Raw genomic sequence first — 23,591 nt, forward strand, 5'->3', positions numbered from 1 at the left:
ATTTTAATTATTTGTAAAAAGGTAATTTTACTACCGTTGCTGGCACTGCATTTTTTCTTATTTGAATATTTATTTTACTACCTATTTCTGATAATATAGACGGCACATAGCCTAAACCAATGCCTTTACCTAGACTGGGAGACATGGTACCAGAGGTTACTTGTCCTATTTTGTTACCTTGTGCATCAACAATATCGTAACCATGACGGGGAATGCCTCGTTCATCCAATTCAAATGCAATTAATTTTCGTTGGGGACCATGCGCTTTTTCGGCTTTTAAAGCTTCAGAATTGGTAAAATCCTTAGTGAATTTTGTAATCCAGCCTAAGCCAGCTTCAATGGGCGAGGTGGTATCATCAATATCGTTTCCATATAAACAGTAACCCATTTCCAACCGTAAAGTATCACGAGCTGCTAAACCAATAGGCTTAATGCCATAACTGGCACCTGCCTTAAACACCCTATCCCAAATCTGTTGTACTTCACTGTTTTTACAATAAATTTCAAAACCTCCACTACCTGTGTATCCAGTTGCAGATATAATGACATGCTCAATACCCGCAAAATCACCAACAACAAAATTGTAGAATTTTATTTCGGATAGATTGTGACTGGTAAGCGACTGCATGGCTTCGATAGCCTTGGGGCCTTGAATGGCAAGTAGTGAATATTCATCACTTAAATTACGCATTTCTGCACCTATACTGTTTTTAGATTGAATCCAATTCCAATCCTTTTCAATATTACTAGCATTAACAACCAATAAATAGGTGTTTTCCTTTACTCTATAAATAATCAAATCGTCTACAATACCACCATTATCGTTTGGTAAACAACTGTATTGCGCTTTGCCTATAGTTAACTTAGAAGCATCGTTGCTGGATACTTGTTGTATTAATTCTAAAGCATGTTCACCTTCTATTAAAAACTCACCCATGTGTGAAACATCAAATACCCCTACGGCATTTCTAACAGTTTCATGTTCTAAAGTAACACCCTCATATTGTACGGGCATATTAAAACCTGCAAAGGGTACCATTTTGGCTCCCATTGCTTCATGGGTTTTTGTTAAGGCTGTATTTTTCATTTGCGTATCTATAATATGGAATTTTGTTGCGCAAATGTATATAAAATTTATAGATATATTTTTTAAGATAAGTTAAAATGCCAGTGCAATCGGTTGCTCTATATAAAAGTAACTTAGAGTTTTATTTTGTACTTATTCGCTGTTTCCATTCTGGGTATTGTTGCAATATTTGTTCTGGTGCGGTTGTATACCAACTGTAGCCATTACGACGCTCATAACTTATTTCTGCCAAGGTATTTCGCTTTATACCATCTCGACTGCAAAAGAATGGCTTCCCTGTTTCTAAATCATTAAAGCGCCCCCACATGGCTGGTGCATTTTTATCTTTAACAACAATACGGTTTCTTCTACCATCTGCCTCAGTTATACGTTCTATTTTAATGCCTTCTATTTTATGACTTTGGTACCATGCTACCGCACCATCCACAGCTTCAATAATTTTCTTGGATGGGTTGTCTATCTCCATAAGTAGCATAACTACGCCTACGGATTCTGAACCACTAAAAGAAGCAAGCTCGTAGCTACGGGCATTTTCTGGGACCAGTGTTACAGCATTGTGTTGAGCACACCAAACAGTAGGTTTGCCTTCAATTTTTATTTGTGTTGCAAGGATACAATCTATACCCTTATTAAAAGCAGTTTTAGCTTTTTCTTTTAATTCTGTAGATAAGTTAAGTGCTGTAAAAGTTTCATCATTTGTATAAATATCTTTTAAAAAGCGCATCGTGTTAACCATAGCATTATCATTATAAGTAATATGCATTGAATAAGGCTTGGTTTTATCTGTCATGATTTCTTCTTCAGGATCTTTAACGGGGTAATATTGTGGCCAGCCTCCATTATTATACTGTGAAGTAAAAATATAATTTAAACCAACCTCAAAAGCCTGCTTATAGCGCTCATCCTTTATATGGGTATACACTTTGGCTAGAAACCGTAATTCGGTTATGGTCGACCCATTATCAAATGTACCTCCTTTTTCAGATTTTCCATTTAAATATTCTGCCTTTTCTTCTTCGGTAAACACATGATGATAGGGTTTATTCTTGGCCCAGCCACCAATCGCTTTTTGGGTAAGTATCACATTATCGGCTACTTGTTTGGCTTCTTTAGAACCATACCATGCGGTAGGCATTCTACTGGCCACATAGCGCCAACTTCGTTTTAAATAATCTGGAGCAGTATCTTGATTGTCTTGAGAAAAGCTATAAGTTATTGTTGTTAAAGCTAATACTACAATTAAATTAGCAATCTTCATAGTTAAATTGGTTAGTTACTATGCTTAGACTCTTTAACCCCTTATAAGTTTAATATGAATTCCTATAATATTCAAGATTTACCATCTAGTAAAAAGCTTTTTAAATCTTCGTAAGTTGTTATTTTTACAGATGCTTTTTCCTTATCCATTACCGATACTATTTGAGGAGGAAGTGGTTGCTTTTCTGCAATCACATCTTCAACAACATCTAAAAACTTGGTAGGGTGTGCTGTTTCCAAAAATACGCAATGCGCTTTTGGATGCTCCTTTAAATATGCTTTGCACCCCAGATAACCTACAGCTCCATGTGGGTCGGCGACATAATGATAAGCATTATAGATTTCTTTCATGGCTGCTTTGGTTTCATCATCAGAAAAACTATAAGAAGATAAATTGTCTTTTAGTGTTTCAAAGTTATTTTTATAAATTTCCTGAATCCGGATAAAATTGCTGGGAGCACCAACATCCATAGCATTGCTAATGGTTTGCACAGAAGGCTTGGGTTCGTACAACTGCGATATTAAATACCGTGTTACTACATTGTTGGCATTGTTGGATGCAATAAAATGGGCAATGGGCAAGCCTAACTGCTGCGCCATCATTCCTGCACAGATATTGCCAAAATTTCCACTGGGAACAGAGAACACGATGTCTTTATAATGATTATGCAACTGCTTATAAGCAAACATAAAATAGAACAATTGAGGTAACCAGCGTGCTACGTTTATGGAATTGGCAGAAGTTAACTGCATTCGGCTTGTTAGGGTTTTATCTAAAAAGGCCGTTTTCACCATAGTTTGGCAATCATCAAATGTACCATTTACTTCTAATGCTACTATGTTTTGTCCTAAGGTGGTGAGCTGTTTTTCTTGGATGTCACTTACTTTACCACTAGGGTAAAGTATAACAACATTAACGCCTTTAACGCCTAAAAAACCATTAGCTACAGCGCCACCTGTATCACCAGAAGTTGCAACCAAAACAGTTACCTCTTTTTCATTGTCTTGGTTAAAATAACCTAAGCAACGAGCCATAAAACGTGCTCCAACATCTTTAAATGCCATGGTAGGACCATGAAAAAGTTCTAGTGTAGAAATATTTTCGTTTAACTTAACAACAGGAAAATCAAATGATAGGGTCTCTTCTACAATGGTTTTTAAAATAGATTCTGGTATTTCTGGGGAAACAAATTGTTTAATAGCATTAAAAGCAATTTCAGAATGTGATAAATGATCTATATTCTCAAAAAAAGATTTTGGCAAAGGGGTAATTTTCTCAGGAAAGTACAACCCTTTGTCTGGTGCCAACCCTTTTATAACGGCATCTTTAAATGATGTATTTGCAGCTTGATGGTTTAATGAGTAATAATTCATTGGTGTTTTTATTGACCGATAACGACTATTAATTTAATATTTTGATTCCTTGAGTGTTGATTTTCGATACGTGTATATCAAAATCGATTCCTGTTTTTGAATATACACTTTCCATAGCATCTTTTACATTGTTAGCTATCTCGTAGCCCTTACTTAATGAAAATATAGAAGGTCCAGAACCTGAAATCCCTGCGCCTAAAGCACCAGCATTAAGTATCTCGTTTTTAACCTCCTTATAATACGGGATAAGCTGACTTCTGTATGGCTCTATCACAACATCATGTAGTGATTTTTTTAACAAGTCATAGTTGCCGGTATGCAATCCGTGTATTAAGCTTCCAAAATTGGCCCATTGTGTAACGGCATGTTGTAAAGGAACATCTTTAGGTAATATAGCCCTAGCTTCGGATGTTTTTATTTCTATTTGGGGATGAATGATTGTAGCATATAGATCATCCGGAGATGGAATTTCCAGTATTTCTAATGGATTAATACTTTTAACCAGAGTGAATCCCCCAAACATAGCAGGGGCTAGGTTATCGGCATGATCACATTTACTAGCCAGTGCTTCACCTTTTATGGCAAATGCTATAAGCTGGGTTTTAGTATATGGATTTCCCAAAAGAGCATTCATTCCAAAAACACTTCCCACGGCACTAGCTGCACTGCTTCCAATACCACTGCCAGGTTTAATATTTTTATAGATTTCAATTTCAAATCCGCAATCTGGCTTCGCTGCTTCATACATGGCCAAAGCAGAAACACCTGCAACATTCTGTTCAGCTTCAAGAGGTAAGTCAAAGCCTTCAATTTTAGTAATATAAATGCCCTTTTTATCTGTTTTTCTAATAACCATTTCATCACCAATACTGTCTAAGCAAAAACCCAAAACATCAAAACCACAAGCCACATTGGCAACGGTTGCTGGTGAAAATATTTTTGTCTCGTTTTCCATTTATCAATCATTTCCAATTCTAATAATATCAGCAAATAACCCAGAAGCCGTAACCTCTGCACCAGCACCGGCACCTTTAATAATCATAGGCTGCTCTGGGTAGCGTTGTGTGTAAAACATAACGATATTATCTTTTCCTTCTAAATTATAAAACGGATGTCCGTTAGGTATTTCCTGTAGGCCTACATTAGCTTTGCCATTGTTAAACTGGGCTACATACTTTAATTGGCACCCCTTAGCTTTTGCCGAGGCATATAAACTTTGGTAATGCGCTTCGTCTGCAATCAAGGTTTTGTAAAAATCATCAACAGAATCACTTTTCAATCCCGAGTTAGATAGAAACGATGTGTTTTCAATGTCTTCCAAATTCATTTCAACACCACTTTCTCGTGCAAGAATTAAAATTTTCCTTGCAACATCTACACCACTTAAATCAATTCTTGGATCGGGTTCGGTATAGCCTTCAGCTGCCGCTTGTTTAACCACATCATAAAACTTAGTGCTATCGTTAAAGTTGTTGAATACAAAATTAAGACTCCCTGATAATACGGCTTGTATTGAAGTAACTTTATCGCCTGAAGCAATTAAGTTGTTTAAAGTATCAATAATGGGCAATCCTGCACCTACATTTGTCTCAAACAGAAAGGGTGCATTGTATTTTAAAGATAATCTTTTTAATAGTTTATAACTGTCCAAATCGTTAGAACAGGCAATTTTATTGCAAGCAACTACACCAATACTTTGGCGAAGATATTTTTCATACAGTCCAGCTACCTCTTTATTTGCCGTAACATCTACAAAAATGCTGTTTCGTAGGTTTAATGATTTTGTTTTTTCAAAAAAACCATCCAAACTCGCTTTTTCTCCAGCTGCCAATTGTGCTTTCCAATCACTTAAATCAATGCCATCCGCATTAAAAACCATGGTTCTGGAATTAGATAATCCCGCTATACGTAAATTAATTTTTAAATTCTCCTTTAAATACTTTCGTTGTTGCTTGATTTGCTCTACCAATTTTTCACCAACGTTACCAACACCTGTAATAAATACATTGAGTTGCTTTGTTTTAGACTCAAAAAACTGTTCATGTAAAGTATTAAGTGCTTTTTTTACATCCTGCTGTAATATAACGGCCGATATATTTCTTTCTGAAGCACCTTGGGCAATGGCACGAATGTTAATGTTGTTTTTTCCTAGGGCACTAAACATTTTACCGCTTATACCTTGATGGTTCTTCATATTATCGCCAACCAAAGCAATGATAGAAAGTTCTTTTTCAATAATAATAGGATCAATTTTATGCAGTGCAATTTCATTTTCAAATGTAGCATCAATAACAAGTTTTGCTATTTCGGCATCACCTTCGTCAATACCTAAACAAATTGAATGTTCAGAAGATGCTTGCGTAATCAATATCACATTTATTTTCTCTTGTGAGAGTGTTTCAAACAAACGTTTAGAAAAACCAGGAATGCCAACCATGCCGCTTCCCTGTAAAGTTAGCAAAGCAATATTTGAAATATTACTTATACCCTTAACAGGTGAAACCGATCGGGCAACATCATTGGAAATGATGGTTCCGGCAGCTTTTGGCTCTAGTGTGTTCTTTATGTGTATAGGGATATTTAAATCCAATACCGGTTGTACGGTTGGTGGATAAAGTACCTTAGCACCAAAATGTGATAGCTCCATGGCCTCTTCATACGATATTTTTTCAATAGGGTAGGCCTGTTTTACCAATTTCGGATTACATGTAAACATACCACTCACATCGGTCCATATTTCCAACTGTTCAACTTTTAAAGCAGAAGCTATGATGGCCGCAGTAAAATCTGAACCACCACGACCTAATGTAGTTAGTTCTTCTGCTTGCGACTTTGCTATAAACCCAGGTAGAATGGTTATTTTCTGTTTAGCACTTTCAAAATAATCCTGAATATTTTTATTGGTAATACCATATTGAACTTCAGCTTTGGTAAAGTTTGAATTAGTAACAATGAGCTCTTGCGCATTTTTAAATTCAACATCCAAACCACGATTTTTCATGGTTTCAGTAATGATATAAGAGGAGAGCAGCTCACCAAAACTTACAAGTTTATCTGAAGTTTTAGGTGATAATTCATTGATTAGGTAAATACCATCCAATAAACTCTTAAGTGCATTCAAATGGCCATCTACACAATCCGCTATGGCTTTGTTATTGTCTGGATTAAGCTCGTTTATAATGTTAAAGTGAATCGCTTTTAACGATTTAACGGTATCTATATATTGTGTATCCTTATTTTGCGCCTGTTTACCTGCTAGAAGTAGTTTATCCGTAACACCACCCACGGCTGAAACCACACACACAACAGTGCTTTTTTTAGCATAATCCTCTAAAATGCTGATAACATTATTTATGTTGTTTGAAGAACCTACAGAAGTCCCTCCAAATTTTAAAACCTTCATTTGTTAATGAATTGATAATTAAAAAAATATTTAAGATATTGTAATTAAAATAATTACAAAAATAGCCTGAAGAATATATAATTAGCAACCCCAAAGGGTTGTAATTGTTGTAGTTGTTCCAAAAATAGAAGTGATCCCTTTTGAATAAAAAGAAATTGAACAAGTACTTATATTTTTGTTTAAATGATACATTATAACAGTAATAATACAAGTCAAAAGTATTACTTTTAGACTAATAAAAAAACAAAAACTTTTTTTTTACAGTATTCTTATATTGTGCCTGTATTCTTTTAAAAAAATTAGTAATTGCATTTAAGAACTGAAAAATCAATAATACCAGATGAAAATATTTTCCAAAGAACAAATCTATGAAGGCGATAAATTAACGGTAGAGCGCCAAAACATCACTTCAACAGATTTGATGGAGCGCGCCGGGTCGCAAATTTTCAACTGGATGCATTTACGTATGCAAGGTGCCCAGGTGCCTATACATGTATTCTGTGGTATTGGCAATAATGGTGGTGATGGCTTAGTACTAGCTAGGCATTTAATTTTAGATGGCTACAATGTTAAGACCTATATTGTGAATTACAGCGACAAGCGCTCTAAAGACTTTTTAATTAATTATGACAGGATTAAGAACGTCACCAAAGATTGGCCCATACTTTTGGATTCTGCAGATGACTTTCCAGAAATAAACCAAGACGACATTATAGTAGATGCCATTTTTGGTATTGGCTTAAATAGGCCTCCGGTTGATTGGGTAAAAGCACTCTTCATGCATTTTAAAAATTCGCATGCCTTTACACTATCTGTAGATATTCCGTCGGGCCTTAGCACAGATAAAGTACCCGAAGAAGAAAATAGTGTAGTAAACGCTAACTACACACTTAGCTTTGTAACTCCAAAATTGGTTTTCTTTTTGCCAGACACCTCAAAATATACAGTACAATGGGAAGTGTTAGATATAGGCTTTGATCCAGAGTTTCTGTACAAAACCATAACCGAAGCCGACTTAATTGGTAAGCACGAAGTGTTGCCCATGTATATACCACGTGATAAATTTTCGCATAAAGGCGAATTTGGACACAGTTTAGTTATAGGTGGCAGCTATGGCAAAATAGGGGCTGTTATCTTGGCCAGTAAAGCAGCTTTGTGTACAGGCTCGGGGTTAGTTACTGCCTTTGTTCCACGGTGTGGGTATGTACCATTACAGGCATCATTTCCAGAAGCTATGGTAATAACCGATAATGCTGAAAACTATATCTCCAATATTCAATTTGATTTAGAACCAACCGTAATAGGTATTGGAGTAGGCATAGGCACTAACGCACAAACTATAGAGGCATTCAAAACCTTTTTAAAAAATAATAAAGCACCATTGGTTATTGATGCAGATGGCATCAATATGCTTTCAAAAAACAAAAGCCTAATAAAGTTGTTACCAAAAGAAACCGTTATAACACCACACCCCAAAGAATTAGAACGACTAATAGGGGCATGGAAAGATGATTTTGATAAGTTAAGAAAAGTCAAAGCCTTTTCAAAAAAACACGATCTCATTATTGTTGTTAAAGGCGCTAATACCATTACCGTTTATGAAAATAAACTATATGTAAATACTACTGGAAACCCAGGATTGGCTACCGCAGGTAGTGGTGATGTACTAACAGGTATTATAACTGGATTGATTTCACAAAAGTACAGTCCGTTATTGGCCGCTATTTTTGGTGTTTATTTACATGGAGCCTCGGCTGATATAGCTGTAGAGGATTTTGGATACCAAAGTTTAGTAGCCAGTCATGTTATAGATTATTTAGGAGAAGCATACAAAGACTTATTTAAACAGCCAGAATCACCAGAAATTTCAGAAGCACAACCAGAGGCTTAATTAGCTCCTAGTGTATCTTTTTATTTGTGCAGGTTATATAGTTATGTCTACATAGCTTTAACGCTTAAATTTATTGTAGAACTTTTTCAAAAAAAAACAGTATTTTTATAAAGACCATAGTTAAACACAATAAAACCTTTGCGGTATCCTTATAAAAGTCAAAACTAGAAAACAATTGCCAATAGGTTTCTTACTTTTCGACCCAGAAATAATAATGTTTATCAGGTATATTTATTAATTCAATAAATAGGATGTGCAGATGGTCTTAAAAAAAACACTGATTATCTAAAAGGTTGAAAATAAAATTGATATGTCATTAATAATTTACTAAATTTGATTTTCCTCAATATACCAAAATTATATCCTTTCTTATTTTATAGTACTCCCTAACGAAACGCATTTTTGATTAATAGCAGATTTGAAGATGCCCTCGTCTCACCTTTTATTTAACTATTTAAGTCTATAAGGGATTTAAAATAGTGCACTACCCATTGTTATGTTAACACATTTATTAATTAAAACAAATGTTATGTTAATGAACAATTTTACTCAAAAATTTAAGAACAGTGTATTTGCAAATTGCTTTGGCAATTGGTGCAAATCACATTTAAAAAGCATGATGGGCTTTAGCTTGTTGATGCTTTTTTTGTTGTCTGTAAATAGTTTGCAGGCGCAGGTACCTTGTATTGATGGTGATCCTGCTGAATGGGGAACCGATCCTATTATAGGTCACCCAAATTATTCATATGTTCCAGATCCTATTAGTGATTCGGACCATGATGGCAACAATGACACCGCATATCATACCAATGCTAAAGACATTTATGATTTTGGAGTAGGGGGTAATAACTGGACAATTACTTCTACATTACCCAAGGGTGATATTATGAATGCCGCTGCTGTTGTTGCAGTAGCTGGTCCTCCAGATCCAGGAGATCCATGTATAGGTGCCCTAGATTACATAGAAGGCAATACATATTTATTCTTTTCTGGTGACAGAAGAGAGTCGAATGGGACGGCATATATGGGATTTTGGTTTCTTGTAGGCGGTTCTACTCCTGTAACCCACATGGGTGAGCAAATTTTTATGCCCCCACATAATGATAATGATTTACTAGTATTGGCAAATTTCTCAAATGGAGCTAAGTTTGCTGATATTTTAATATACAGATGGGATGGAGGTGCTCTTACAGATATTACCGCTACAGTACCTGGGGTTGCAGCACAGAATAATGAAGCGACTCTAATTGACGTTCCTCAAGTTTATTTGGATTATGATGAGTATGGCGATGGTACTAATGCAGGGCATGTAAAAACCGGGCAAACCAAATATCAGCAATACGAGTTTTATGAGGGAGCCATTGATTTGACTAGTGTTTTTAACCTTTCACAAAATCCTTATTTACTTTGTAATGCCTCTTGGTTATTAGAAACAAGATCCTCAGATGAGTTAACAGCTAAATTAAAAGATTTTGCCGGAGGTAGTTTTAATTTATCTCCTACAGTTCAGGTAACAGATGATACTGTATGTGAAGGTAAATCTGCAACACTAACAGCTACTGTATATTATGAGGGCGAATTGCAACCTGCTGGAGATTTTAGTTATGAGTGGAGAGACCCTAGTGATGCTATCGTTGGTGGTGACTCAGCTACACTTACTATCAATCCTGCAAACTTATCTGATGCAGGTGCATATACAGTTACAGTAACAGATAATGTTAATGGATGTGATCCTTCTGGCCCAGGAACTGGTAACATATATGTTAACCCGAGCCCAACAGTGACGGTGAACAGTCCGACCATATGCGCCTCTGACGGCAGCGCACAGATTACGGCGACCCCCGCAGGAGGTGTTGGACCGTACAGCTATGCGTGGACCGTTCCAGTGGGACAGGCAGACCCGGGTGATGTGGCAAGCTTCAGCGCCAGTGTGGCCGGTGTATACAGTGTTATCGTTACCGATACCGGTAATGCAACCAACTGTACCGGAACCAACAGCGGCACCCTGACCATCAACCCGAACCCAACAGTGACGGTGAACAGTCCGACCATATGCGCCTCTGACGGCAGCGCACAGATTACGGCGACCCCCGCAGGAGGTGTTGGACCGTACAGCTATGCGTGGACCGTTCCAGTGGGACAGGCAGACCCGGGTGATGTGGCAAGCTTCAGCGCCAGTGTGGCCGGTGTATACAGTGTTATCGTTACCGATACCGGTAATGCAACCAACTGTACCGGAACCAACAGCGGCACCCTGACCATCAACCCGAACCCAACAGTGACGGTGAACAGTCCGACCATATGCGCCTCTGACGGCAGCGCACAGATTACGGCGACCCCCGCAGGAGGTGTTGGACCGTACAGCTATGCGTGGACCGTTCCAGTGGGACAGGCAGACCCGGGTGATGTGGCAAGCTTCAGCGCCAGTGTGGCCGGTGTATACAGTGTTATCGTTACCGATACCGGTAATGCAACCAACTGTACCGGAACCAACAGCGGCACCCTGACCATCAACCCGAACCCAACAGTGACGGTGAACAGTCCGACCATATGCGCCTCTGACGGCAGCGCACAGATTACGGCGACCCCCGCAGGAGGTGTTGGACCGTACAGCTATGCGTGGACCGTTCCAGTGGGACAGGCAGACCCGGGTGATGTGGCAAGCTTCAGCGCCAGTGTGGCCGGTGTATACAGTGTTATCGTTACCGATACCGGTAATGCAACCAACTGTACCGGAACCAACAGCGGCACCCTGACCATCAACCCGAACCCAACAGTGACGGTGAACAGTCCGACCATATGCGCCTCTGACGGCAGCGCACAGATTACGGCGACCCCCGCAGGAGGTGTTGGACCGTACAGCTATGCGTGGACCGTTCCAGTGGGACAGGCAGACCCGGGTGATGTGGCAAGCTTCAGCGCCAGTGTGGCCGGTGTATACAGTGTTATCGTTACCGATACCGGTAATGCAACCAACTGTACCGGAACCAACAGCGGCACCCTGACCATCAACCCGAACCCAACAGTGACGGTGAACAGTCCGACCATATGCGCCTCTGACGGCAGCGCACAGATTACGGCGACCCCCGCAGGAGGTGTTGGACCGTACAGCTATGCGTGGACCGTTCCAGTGGGACAGGCAGACCCGGGTGATGTGGCAAGCTTCAGCGCCAGTGTGGCCGGTGTATACAGTGTTATCGTTACCGATACCGGTAATGCAACCAACTGTACCGGAACCAACAGCGGCACCCTGACCATCAACCCGAACCCAACAGTGACGGTGAACAGTCCGACCATATGCGCCTCTGACGGCAGCGCACAGATTACGGCGACCCCCGCAGGAGGTGTTGGACCGTACAGCTATGCGTGGACCGTTCCAGTGGGACAGGCAGACCCGGGTGATGTGGCAAGCTTCAGCGCCAGTGTGGCCGGTGTATACAGTGTTATCGTTACCGATACCGGTAATGCAACCAACTGTACCGGAACCAACAGCGGCACCCTGACCATCAACCCGAACCCAACAGTGACGGTGAACAGTCCGACCATATGCGCCTCTGACGGCAGCGCACAGATTACGGCGACCCCCGCAGGAGGTGTTGGACCGTACAGCTATGCGTGGACCGTTCCAGTGGGACAGGCAGACCCGGGTGATGTGGCAAGCTTCAGCGCCAGTGTGGCCGGTGTATACAGTGTTATCGTTACCGATACCGGTAATGCAACCAACTGTACCGGAACCAACAGCGGCACCCTGACCATCAACCCGAACCCAACAGTGACGGTGAACAGTCCGACCATATGCGCCTCTGACGGCAGCGCACAGATTACGGCGACCCCCGCAGGAGGTGTTGGACCGTACAGCTATGCGTGGACCGTTCCAGTGGGACAGGCAGACCCGGGTGATGTGGCAAGCTTCAGCGCCAGTGTGGCCGGTGTATACAGTGTTATCGTTACCGATACCGGTAATGCAACCAACTGTACCGGAACCAACAGCGGCACCCTGACCATCAACCCGAACCCAACAGTGACGGTGAACAGTCCGACCATATGCGCCTCTGACGGCAGCGCACAGATTACGGCGACCCCCGCAGGAGGTGTTGGACCGTACAGCTATGCGTGGACCGTTCCAGTGGGACAGGCAGACCCGGGTGATGTGGCAAGCTTCAGCGCCAGTGTGGCCGGTGTATACAGTGTTATCGTTACCGATACCGGTAATGCAACCAACTGTACCGGAACCAACAGCGGCACCCTGACCATCAACCCGAACCCAACCTGTACAGCTGGAAACGACCCAGCACAATGTCCAGGAGCATTGGATATTAATGTTTGGGTAACACCAACAACAGGTGCAGTAGGTGACTATACATATTTGTGGTCAGGTCCAGGTGCAGCATATTTAAGTGACCCAACAATTTATAACCCAGTGTTTATAAATGATGGATCAGCATTACCAGGGGATTACTCTTTAACGGTAACTATAACTAATATAGCAACCCAATGTAGTAATACTTGTGGAACTACTGTAACCATTCAAGAATGTGTTGTAGATTGTGGAACTGCATTTGGTGTAGCGCTTAATGAAGCAGGTGATGCCATAGACGATGACATCAGTAGATGTTTCCGCCAAGATGACTTTAGCCGTTGGGGTTGGACTAACTTCATCCCAAGCTTTGGCACCTATACATTAGATCTTTATAGAGGTGCAGGTAAATGTGATCTTAATAAAGGCACTTATGTAGGTAATGTGATTATTGAGTATACACAAATAGGCGAGTCAGATCAAGGTAATGTAGAAGTTACTTACGACATGGCACCTGGTTATGGTTTGGACGAAGTACACTTATATATTGATTGTGAGATGTATCCAACCACCAAAAAAGGTGAGCCAACTGTAGCTCCAGGACAATATACCTTTGTAGCTGGTAACTTAGCACATGCCGATATGTGGACAACTGATAATGCTGATATTACGGCCACGGGAGGTTTCTATGTGATAGCACATTCTGTAGCTTGTGGTGAAGATATTCCGGAAGGAAGCTTTATACCAGAATCACCTGAAAATGGTGGTAGCTTTAATGGTGGAATTGATCCAGATTGTATTGTTGATGTTGTTTGGGGTAAAGCACCAAGCAAAGAATCCATTACTTTCAAAGCGTATCCAGTACCATTTGAAGACGAAGTAAGCATTAGCTACAAGTTTGATTATGACACTAAGGTTGGTATTGATGTCTATGACACTAAAGGAACCCTAGTAAAACAAGCTGTTGATGAAAGCTACATGAAAGGAACAATTGGAACAACGAAACTAGATCTTTCAAGAACAGATAACCAAATGTTCTTTGTAAGAGTCACTACGGCCAAAGGCACACTTGTTAAGAAAATAGTGTCTTCTAGCACGTACCAGAGATAATAATTATAATTTTAATTCATAAAAAAGAGCGGTTCTATTAGGCCGCTCTTTTTTATTTTTGAGTATTTAGAATCAATATTTCAAAAACTTGATTGCTTTTGTACTATCATTAATTTCCACTTGAGCAATATAAATACCATCAACCATTCCAGACAAGTCTATATCCCCACTGGTATTAGATAATTTGTTATCAATAATTTGTTGTCCCATTAAATTATAAATTTTAACAGCGCTGATGGGCATATTAAAGGATTTTAATGTTAACATTTTATCAGAGGTGTTATAATAGTGCTTAAAATTTTCTTTATTAAAATCTTCTACACTCAATGTTAAATTACTAATAGAAACATCATCTATGTTAAGAATATATTGCGAGCCTGAAATGTTTTGATGCCTAAAAGCAACATAAATCATATTTCCAGCCAATGATGAAATGTCTAAAGTTCTGGTTACAAAAACACCTGATGCACCGACTTCATCAGCATATTCTCCTCTTTTAACTGCACTTGATTGAAAATCTGATATATTGTTGTTGGTAGCAGCATAAACTGTATAATATTCATGAGCCAAATCACTTCTTTCAGCTCTCACTTTCCAAGAGAGTTCAATATTATCTGAGGTATTAAAAGAAGTTAAATCGATACCATAAGAATATATCCAATTATCTGGGGTTAAATCTAAATCGGAAGAATTCCAAGACCTAGAGGTTAAACATTTATGCCCGCCATAAAAAGAGCCATAGTCTCTCCAATACCAATCATATCCGTCACCATCTACATCGTCCACCTGCCAGCACACACCTATGGAGTTCTCATCAAAATGTTCCATAACAGGTAGATTGCTATCACACTGTCCATTTAAATCATAAGCAAAGATACCTACCATTGCTAAAAGTATAATTTTCTTCATAACTAATTAGGTTAAATCGTTGATAAATATATAAATAAAGATGCAAATAAACTGATTTATATGCTTTTTATCGATGAAATACATGTTTTAATAATAAAAATGAAAGTATTAGAACACAAAAAACAACGTTTACATTTAAAAATTTGGCAAAAATAGCTATCTCATTGAATAATAAACAATTAAAAAAAGTAAGTTATTAACAAAAAAAATGGATTATAAACAATCTAAGTGGTTAAAACACAGTCAATAAGAAAAAACAACTGATGCCCTTGTGAATTTAGACAGTAGCATATCAACGAGGTTTTTCAATCCTTTATCTATTATCTTATTACATCAAAAGTTTAATCTATAAATTTAAATAATTGACTCTTAAATGATTATAGAGTTAAAGCTATTATCAAAAACCTATTAGTTATCTTTTTGTTATTATAAAGTCATTACTATGAAAAATATTACTTGTTTATTGGTTGGCTTATGCTGCTCTTTATTTTCATATTCTCAAAACTGTATAAATTCAATTCTAAACACTTCAACAACGTCTACCCCAAATAGTGGGTTTATAGAAGTTATTGCCACAAATCAAGAAACAAATGAATACACCGTTATAACAGGCTTAACTGCAGGCCATAACTATCGCTTTTCAAGTACGCACAGCAGTGGTACAGTAGGTGATTATATTACCATAACCGACACTGATGACACCCCAATATTATCTGGCAGTTCACCTTTAGACATTAACAATATAGCTTATACAACCGTTAGGATGCATATTCGGGTAGATTCTGGCTGTAATACAGATTTCTCTTTTCATGAAACCACTATTGAGGATTTAACCAATGCACCGTTAGCATGTTATAAGCCTACTGTTACACCTAGTGATGTTACCTATAAATCTGATGGGCGCATAGACTTTTCATGGAGTGCTCCAACTATGAGTACACCAGTTGGTTACGATTGGGAAATAGGCTTGTCGAGTTTTACTCCAAATACAGGAAATCATACGGTAAATGGTTCAACAGCAGCATCAACATTAAATGCAAGTTCTGGAGATGTATTGAACAGTGGAACTACTTACGACTTATACATTAGGTCTAATTGTGGATCTGGAAATACAAGTGATTGGTTAGGCCCACTAACTTTTACAACAAACACCATATCGCCACCAGAAAACGACTATTGTAGTGGCTCCATTAACATATTAGAACAAACAGGAAAAGATAACGCTGGTTTGGCTACTGCTACACTAGGTGATTTAGATGGAGGTGCCGGCACCGATGTAGATGCAGAAAACTGTAATGGAACTACTGGAAATGCTAGAGACGATATGTGGTTTTCATTCGTGGCACAAACAACCAATATTAATATAACTGTAGAACCCACTTCTAGCGTAAATTTTATTGTAACATTATATTCTGGAGATTGTAATTCCCTAAATTATTTAGATTGTAGTGACTCCAATACCTCAACTCCTTCTTATGAAGAAATTAATTATAATGGACTTACCATAGGTGACATTTATTATGTTCGTGTATATTACTTTAATACTACAACAAATGTTGATCGCTCTTTTGGGTTAAAAATTTGGTCATCGACAACCACCACTGATAGCGATGGTGATGGTTATAGCAACCATGTTGATGTAGATTGTGATGATACAGACGATACCGTTTACCCCAATGCCCCAGAAATTTGTGACGGTAAGGATAATAATTGTGATGGGCAAATTGATGAAGGTTTAACAAACACATTTTATGCCGATACCGATGAAGATGGCTATGGCGACCCAGACTCTACAACAACAGCTTGCTCTGCACCCACAGGGTATGTAAGTGACAATACCGATTGCGATGATACCGATGATACTGTTTACCCCGATGCACCTGAGTTGTGCGATGGCAAGGACAATGATTGTGACGGACAAACCGATGAGGGTGTCAAGAATACCTACTATGCCGATAGCGATGATGATGGTTATGGTAACATTAGCTCTAGTATATTAGCCTGTTCAGCACCCACAGGGTATGTAAGCGACAATACCGATTGCGATGATACCGATGACACCATATACCCCAATGCCCCAGAGCTTTGTGATGGTAAGGACAATGATTGTGACGGACAAACCGATGAGGGTGTCAAAAACACCTACTATGCCGATACCGATGAAGATGGTTATGGTGACTCAAGTACCACCATACAGGCTTGTTCCTCTCCTGCGGGCTATGTAAGCGACAATACCGATTGCGATGATACCGATGACACCATATACCCAAATGCCCCAGAGCTTTGTGATGGTAAGGACAATGATTGTGACGGACAAACCGATGAGGGCGTCAAAAACACCTACTATGCTGATAGCGATGATGATGGCTATGGCAATCCAGAGGATAGTACACAGGCATGTTCTGCTCCAATGGGTTATGTAAGCGACAATACCGATTGTGATGATACCGATGATACTGTTTACCCCGATGCACCTGAGTTGTGTGATGGCAAGGACAATGATTGTGACGGACAAACCGATGAGGGTGTTAAGAACACCTACTATGCCGATAGTGATGATGATGGCTATGGGGACCCAGACTCTACAACAACAGCCTGCTCTGCACCCACAGGGTATGTAAGCGACAATACCGATTGCGATGATACCGATGACACCGTATACCCAAATGCCCCAGAGCTTTGTGACGGCAAGGACAACGATTGTGACGGACAAACCGATGAGGGCGTTAAGAACACCTACTATGCCGATACCGATGGAGATACTTATGGCGACCCAAATGAAAGCATACAGGCTTGTTCCGCACCAACAGGCTATGTAAGCGACAATACCGATTGTGATGACACTAAGGCAGGGGTAAACCCAGGGGCTATAGAAATATTGGACAATTTAATAGATGATGATTGCAACCCTGCAACTTTAGATAGTTCGGCAGATGTAGATGATGATGGGGATGGCCATACAGAAAATGAAGGGGATTGTGATGATACCAAGGACACTATCTATCCTGGAGCCACTGAAGTTTGCGATGGCATTGACAATGACTGTGACGGGCAAATAGATGAAGGTGTCAAAAACACCTATTATGCCGATAGTGATGGGGATGGCTATGGTGATCCCAGTGAAACTGTACAGGCATGCTCTGCACCCACAGGGTATGTAAGCGACAATACCGATTGCGATGATACCGATGACACCATATACCCAAATGCCCCAGAATTGTGTGATGGTAAAGATAATAACTGTGTTAATGGCATTGATGAAGGCGTTACTACAACCTATTATGCCGATAGTGATGAAGATGGTTATGGTGACTCAAGTACCACCATACAGGCTTGTTCCCCTCCTACGGGCTATGTAAACGACAATACCGATTGTGATGATACAGACGATACCGTTTACCCCAATGCCCCAGAGCTTTGCGACGGCAAGGACAACGATTGTGACGGACAAACCGATGAGGGTGTTAAGAACACCTACTATGCCGATACCGATGATGATGGCTATGGCGACCCAGATTCTACAACAACAGCCTGCTCTGCACCCACAGGGTATGTAAGCGACAATACCGATTGCGATGATACCGATGATACCATATACCCCAATGCCCCAGAGCTTTGCGACGGCAAGGACAATGATTGTGACGGACAAACCGATGAGGGTGTCAAAAACACCTACTATGCCGATAGCGATGATGATGGTTATGGTAACATTAGCTCTAGTATATTAGCCTGTTCAGCACCCACAGGGTATGTAAGTGACAATACCGATTGCGATGATACCGATGACACCATATACCCAAATGCCCCAGAGCTTTGTGATGGTAAGGACAATGATTGTGACGGACAAACCGATGAGGGTGTCAAAAACACCTACTATGCCGATACCGATGAAGATGGTTATGGTGACTCAAGTACCACCATACAGGCTTGTTCCTCTCCTGCGGGCTATGTAAGCGACAATACCGATTGCGATGATACCGATGACACCATATACCCAAATGCCCCAGAGCTTTGTGATGGTAAGGACAATGATTGTGACGGACAAACCGATGAGGGTGTCAAAAACACCTACTATGCTGATAGCGATGATGATGGCTATGGCAATCCAGAGGATAGTACACAGGCATGTTCTGCTCCAATGGGTTATGTAAGCGACAATACCGATTGTGATGATACCGATGATACTGTTTACCCCGATGCACCTGAGTTGTGTGATGGCAAGGACAATGATTGTGACGGCCAAACTGATGAGGGCTTTGATTCTGATAGCGACGGTGTTGCTGATTGCTATGATATATGTGAAGGCTATGACGATTCAGTAGATTCTGATACTGATGGTGTTCCAGATGGTTGCGATCTTTGTGAAGGTTATGATGATAGTATTGATACAAATGGAAATGGCACTCCTGATGGTTGTGATAGTCTTGGTGTGGAAGATTTTAATATCAACACTGTTTTAGTCTACCCAAATCCCTTTAGCAACAAACTATCTATTAGCTTACCACTGGAGTTCAACAATCAAGATTTTAAAATTAGTATATGGGATATCAATGGTCGTGTTATTTTTAAAACTACACATAAAAGTATCAATGGAAAAATACAAGTATTAAATTTAGAAGCTGTAAAGCAAGGTATCTATTTTATCAAAATTACAAATCAAACCCAAGATAGGGTAATAAAACCATTGATTAAGCAATAATAATAATAGGCTCCTGTTTTTTACAGGAGCCTATCTAAATTATAAACCATTTAAAGGATTACTTTACAACAAGTTTTTTAGTTACCTCGTGCTCTCCATCAAAAATTTTAAGGAAATACAAACCACTGTTTAAGGAAGATATATCTAAATCACTTTTATTGTTCTGAAGCCTTTTGCTAGTAGAAAGCACTAATTTTCCTTGAATATCATAAGCTTTTATCGAAATATCATTATAGGATAAATTACTAAATTTAAGATGCACATTGTTTCTTGCGGGGTTAGGGTAGAGGACAAAATTAGCTATAGCAACATCTTTAGTGCTTAGGCTAGAAATATCAGTAGCACAAATGTTAAACGTGCCTGTTTCAACATTATCTATTGCCCAAACACGGACATATAACGTTTCATTTCGGCGCCCCAATAATTCAATTTTAGAGAAGTTTCCACTACCACTATCATCATCACAATCAATTTCAGTAAGTCCTGCTGAACAATCTCCTGGAGTGTTTTCAGTATAGATAGCAAGAGCAGCGTCCAAAATAGAACCATCGTCCTCTGAAGTTTCCACAGCTATGTCATAATCTTTGGCATCATCCAATACAATTTTATACCAAACATCATCACCTAAATAATATCCACATGTAGGATCAGAATCAACAGAGCTTGTAGCTCCAAAATTAGTGCCAACCACAGGGTTGCAAGTTACTTCCAAATCCAGAAGTGTTGCGTCGCTACAGTCATCATTAGTAGCCTCAGCAGGAGGATCTACTTGGTACACACAAATTTTATGAGTTCCGGCATTATCGACAACATTTTTTTGCCATAATCTAATATATATGGTTTCTCCATCAGTTCCAACATAAGTTATTTTTTCAAATTGCGCTAATGCAGAATTCCCATCATCATTACACTCATACAAGGCTAAATTATTACAATCTCCAGTATAAATAGCCATACCACCATCATCAATCCTATTTACTGCACCAAAATCATCCTGATTCGTTTCAACAGTAACAGCACCAGTGGGAGGAACTACAACTTTATACCATAGGTCATCACCTATATACGAGGCACACCCAGGATCTCCAACCCCAGAATTGGTTTCTTCACCATTAAACGAAACTATAACATTGTCACAATCTCCATCAAGATTAACACTCAAAGAAGTAGCACCACTACATTCATCATTTACAGGAGCTTGTGTAAAACCAGTGTGTGCGCAGATTAAAAAAATAAAGCCAAAAAGAATACGTGTAGTTTTTTCCATGCGTTTCAAATATTAGATAAACTTATCATACTAATAAAAATATAAAAAAGGTGAACAACTTACATCTTTTATAGTTTAACTGCTTAATTTATAGCTTGAAAGGGAGAATTATTAAGGCTTTTATTTTTAAAACCAAATGGAATAATGCTTACTACAACTTTTGTATTTTATAATTTATCTAATGTATACTGTATAAGATTTTCAATGGTTTGGGCAGGATGCTTGCTAAAAGTTCCCAAAGCCCTATTGGCAATAATAGCATTTAAGGACATGGCATGGTGCCCAAGAAGTTGAGATAACCCATAAATAGCAGCCGTTTCCATTTCTAGATTGGTAACCTGCAATCCTTTAAAACTAAAGGTATCCATAGCATGGTTTAGTTTGCTGTCTTGAAGCGGTAATCGCAAAACTCTACCTTGAGGGCCATAAAAACCGCCAGCAGTGGCCGTAAACCCTTTGTATATATTGTCGCCATCCAACTGCTTTTCTAAAATGCTGCTTCCCCTAATAACAATGGGACGCGCTTTATTTGGGTGCCAATGGGTATGTTCTATAAAAGCGTCTTCAATATCGGGGTGGGTAACACCATCCAAATTATAGGCATGTAGCATGCCATTAAGATCTAAACCAAACCTACTTAAAACAAAAGCATCTACAGGAATATCCTGTTGTAGGGAACCAGAAGTGCCTATTCTAATAATATTTAGGGACGTATGGACAGCCTTAGGTGTTCTTGTTTTTAAATCAATGTTAAAAAGGGCATCCAATTCATTTAGTACAATATCAATATTATCTGGCCCAATACCTGTGGATATGACGGATACTGGCTTTCCTTTGTAAGTACCTGTATGGGTTTTAAACTCGCGCTTTTGGGTTTTAAATGTAAGGGTGTCAAAATGCTTGGAAACCTTTTCAACACGGTCTTGATCGCCAACAAACAAAATAGTTTTGGCAACTTGTTCGGGTTTTAGGTTTAAATGGTAAATACTACCATCAGTATTTAATATAAGTTCAGAGTCTTTAATGGGCATTCATTACCGTTTTTATGAGTTTGTTTTGTTGCATGTTAAACTGAAAATCGAATTTATGCACACCACCGTAAGTCATACTATTATTTAATTCTAAAGCCACATTAAATTTTCCCAGCAAAGCTTCATGGCCTTTTCGGTTTAGTTTTAAACTGTTTTCTTCTTCTATAATAAAGATACTGAGTTTTTCTATAATTCGTAAAATCTGTAAGTCGCCATACCCATAATAACCTTGGTAATTAAGTGCATAACCAAGGAGGTGGTGCTTAGATTTTATACAGACGTCTCTCAATATTTCTAAAATATTTCTTTCAATATTGTTTAAGCCACTTATCGCATTTGGAAAACGCTCTAGGTGTGCCTTTAAACAACTGTTCAAGTATGTAAATGACGAGCTTTTTACAATAATGGGCTTAAAAAGGTTGTGGTCTTTACCACAATAAATACCCCAAACGGTAGTGGCCAGATCTATAGCTTCGGGTGTAAGCTTTATTTTATCTTGGTAATGCTGTAATAGTTGTTTAGAGTCTAGCTCTCCTAAGCCCTTTAAATTTTTACTGCCCGAAACTTTACCGCTACAAACTAAATAGAGGGGGAGCTCTATATGTTTTTGTTGAATTAAGCTAATAACAGCCATAAGGTTTATATGGCAAAAGAGATCGTATTCAAACCAAAGTACAATTTTAGAATAACGGTCAATACGACTTAGTTTATTTAATTCTGAATTGATTTTTGAAACGTCTAAATCTATATCATAATACGAACTAAAGAAAGACTTTCTAAGCTTTAAAAAAGCATCTGAATAGACTTGCTCTAGGGTAGGGCCTTCACATAGCATTTCTTGCCAACTAAGGGTTTCGCCTTCAACACCCAATTCGCTTAGTCTATTGGTTAAAGCACTTCCGTTGGTTATATGCAAGGGTTGCTTGGTCATCTTATCCACCAACACGTTTCACTAAAAACCCTTTATCCTTTAGCATATCCATAATTTTGTCACGATAATCGCCCTGAATAATAATTTTATCATCTTTAAAACTGCCCCCAACACTTAGGGCTGTTTTAATGGTTTTTGCCAATGCCTTGAAATCCTCATTGGCACCGGTATAGCCTTCTATAATCGTTATGGGCTTGCCTTTTCGTTTTTCATATTTGCAGATTAAGGGCGCCTCTTGCATCCATATATCTGAAGCTGCATCTTGGGGGGCTTCATCAGGAGTTTCATCAATATGGTCTGGAAATAACTTTTTTAGTTGATCTTGTAAATCCATA

At 39.1% G+C, this 23,591-nt stretch carries 13 protein-coding genes; 3 read left to right on the forward strand and 10 right to left on the reverse strand.

Annotated elements, in window-relative coordinates; translation table 11 throughout:
* Window positions 1-7: 7 nt before the first annotated feature.
* From gcvT to thrA, 5 genes are all read right to left on the reverse strand, one after another.
* The gene (gcvT, locus tag AC5SR4_RS14830; RefSeq protein ID WP_495357058.1) at window positions 8-1,087 is read right to left on the reverse strand and encodes a glycine cleavage system aminomethyltransferase GcvT; all 1,080 of its coding nucleotides are present in this window, start codon (window positions 1,085-1,087) and stop codon (window positions 8-10) included.
* A gap of 121 nt (window positions 1,088-1,208) precedes the next feature.
* Window positions 1,209-2,345 carry a pectate lyase gene (pelA, locus tag AC5SR4_RS14835; protein ID WP_495357059.1) on the reverse strand — a complete coding sequence of 379 codons (1,137 nt, stop codon included), beginning with the start codon at window positions 2,343-2,345 and terminating at the stop codon, window positions 1,209-1,211.
* Window positions 2,346-2,416: 71 nt separating this feature from the next.
* Entirely contained in the window at window positions 2,417-3,718 is a 1,302-nt protein-coding gene (gene thrC, locus AC5SR4_RS14840) for a threonine synthase (RefSeq protein WP_495357060.1), read from the reverse strand.
* A 28-nt stretch (window positions 3,719-3,746) separates the two neighbouring features.
* Window positions 3,747-4,673 carry a homoserine kinase gene (locus AC5SR4_RS14845; protein WP_495357061.1) on the reverse strand — a complete coding sequence of 309 codons (927 nt, stop codon included), beginning with the start codon at window positions 4,671-4,673 and terminating at the stop codon, window positions 3,747-3,749.
* Window positions 4,674-4,676: 3 nt separating this feature from the next.
* Window positions 4,677-7,121 (reverse strand): bifunctional aspartate kinase/homoserine dehydrogenase I, encoded by a 2,445-nt coding sequence (gene thrA, locus AC5SR4_RS14850; protein ID WP_495357062.1) that lies wholly within the window; start codon window positions 7,119-7,121, stop codon window positions 4,677-4,679.
* A gap of 340 nt (window positions 7,122-7,461) precedes the next feature.
* On the opposite strand from thrA, the gene AC5SR4_RS14855 reads away from it, so the two are divergent.
* Together AC5SR4_RS14855 and AC5SR4_RS14860 are read left to right on the forward strand one after the other, a co-directional pair.
* Window positions 7,462-9,012, forward strand: a complete 1,551-nt coding sequence (locus AC5SR4_RS14855; protein ID WP_495357063.1) for an NAD(P)H-hydrate dehydratase — start codon at window positions 7,462-7,464, stop codon at window positions 9,010-9,012.
* Between the two features lie 535 nt (window positions 9,013-9,547).
* Complete coding sequence (locus tag AC5SR4_RS14860; RefSeq protein ID WP_495357064.1) at window positions 9,548-14,419, forward strand: T9SS type A sorting domain-containing protein; 4,872 nt, start codon at window positions 9,548-9,550, stop codon at window positions 14,417-14,419.
* A 72-nt stretch (window positions 14,420-14,491) separates the two neighbouring features.
* On the opposite strand, the gene AC5SR4_RS14865 is transcribed toward AC5SR4_RS14860, so the two are convergent.
* Window positions 14,492-15,328: a choice-of-anchor J domain-containing protein gene (locus tag AC5SR4_RS14865; RefSeq protein WP_495357065.1), complete on the reverse strand. Its 837-nt coding sequence runs from the start codon at window positions 15,326-15,328 to the stop codon at window positions 14,492-14,494.
* Between the two features lie 442 nt (window positions 15,329-15,770).
* On the opposite strand from AC5SR4_RS14865, the gene AC5SR4_RS14870 reads away from it, so the two are divergent.
* Window positions 15,771-20,027, forward strand: a complete 4,257-nt coding sequence (locus AC5SR4_RS14870) for a T9SS type A sorting domain-containing protein (RefSeq protein WP_495357066.1) — start codon at window positions 15,771-15,773, stop codon at window positions 20,025-20,027.
* A 58-nt stretch (window positions 20,028-20,085) separates the two neighbouring features.
* Here the strand turns inward: AC5SR4_RS14870 and AC5SR4_RS14875 are convergent, their stop codons facing one another.
* From AC5SR4_RS14875 to AC5SR4_RS14890, 4 genes are all read right to left on the reverse strand, one after another.
* Window positions 20,086-21,294, reverse strand: coding sequence for a T9SS type A sorting domain-containing protein (locus AC5SR4_RS14875; protein WP_495357067.1), 1,209 nt, complete (start codon window positions 21,292-21,294; stop codon window positions 20,086-20,088).
* 167 nt (window positions 21,295-21,461) lie between these two features.
* A complete protein-coding gene (locus tag AC5SR4_RS14880) occupies window positions 21,462-22,325 on the reverse strand; it encodes a nucleoside phosphorylase (RefSeq protein WP_495357068.1) in 864 nt (287 codons plus the stop codon).
* Window positions 22,315-23,256, reverse strand: coding sequence for a DUF1835 domain-containing protein (locus tag AC5SR4_RS14885; protein ID WP_495357069.1), 942 nt, complete (start codon window positions 23,254-23,256; stop codon window positions 22,315-22,317). The genes AC5SR4_RS14880 and AC5SR4_RS14885 overlap by 11 nt, the downstream gene beginning before the upstream one ends.
* Window position 23,257: 1 nt before the next feature.
* Complete coding sequence (locus AC5SR4_RS14890) at window positions 23,258-23,590, reverse strand: translation initiation factor (RefSeq protein WP_495357070.1); 333 nt, start codon at window positions 23,588-23,590, stop codon at window positions 23,258-23,260.
* Between the last annotated feature and the right edge of the window lies 1 nt (window position 23,591).

It is taken from the genome of Aestuariibaculum scopimerae, assembly GCF_059428085.1.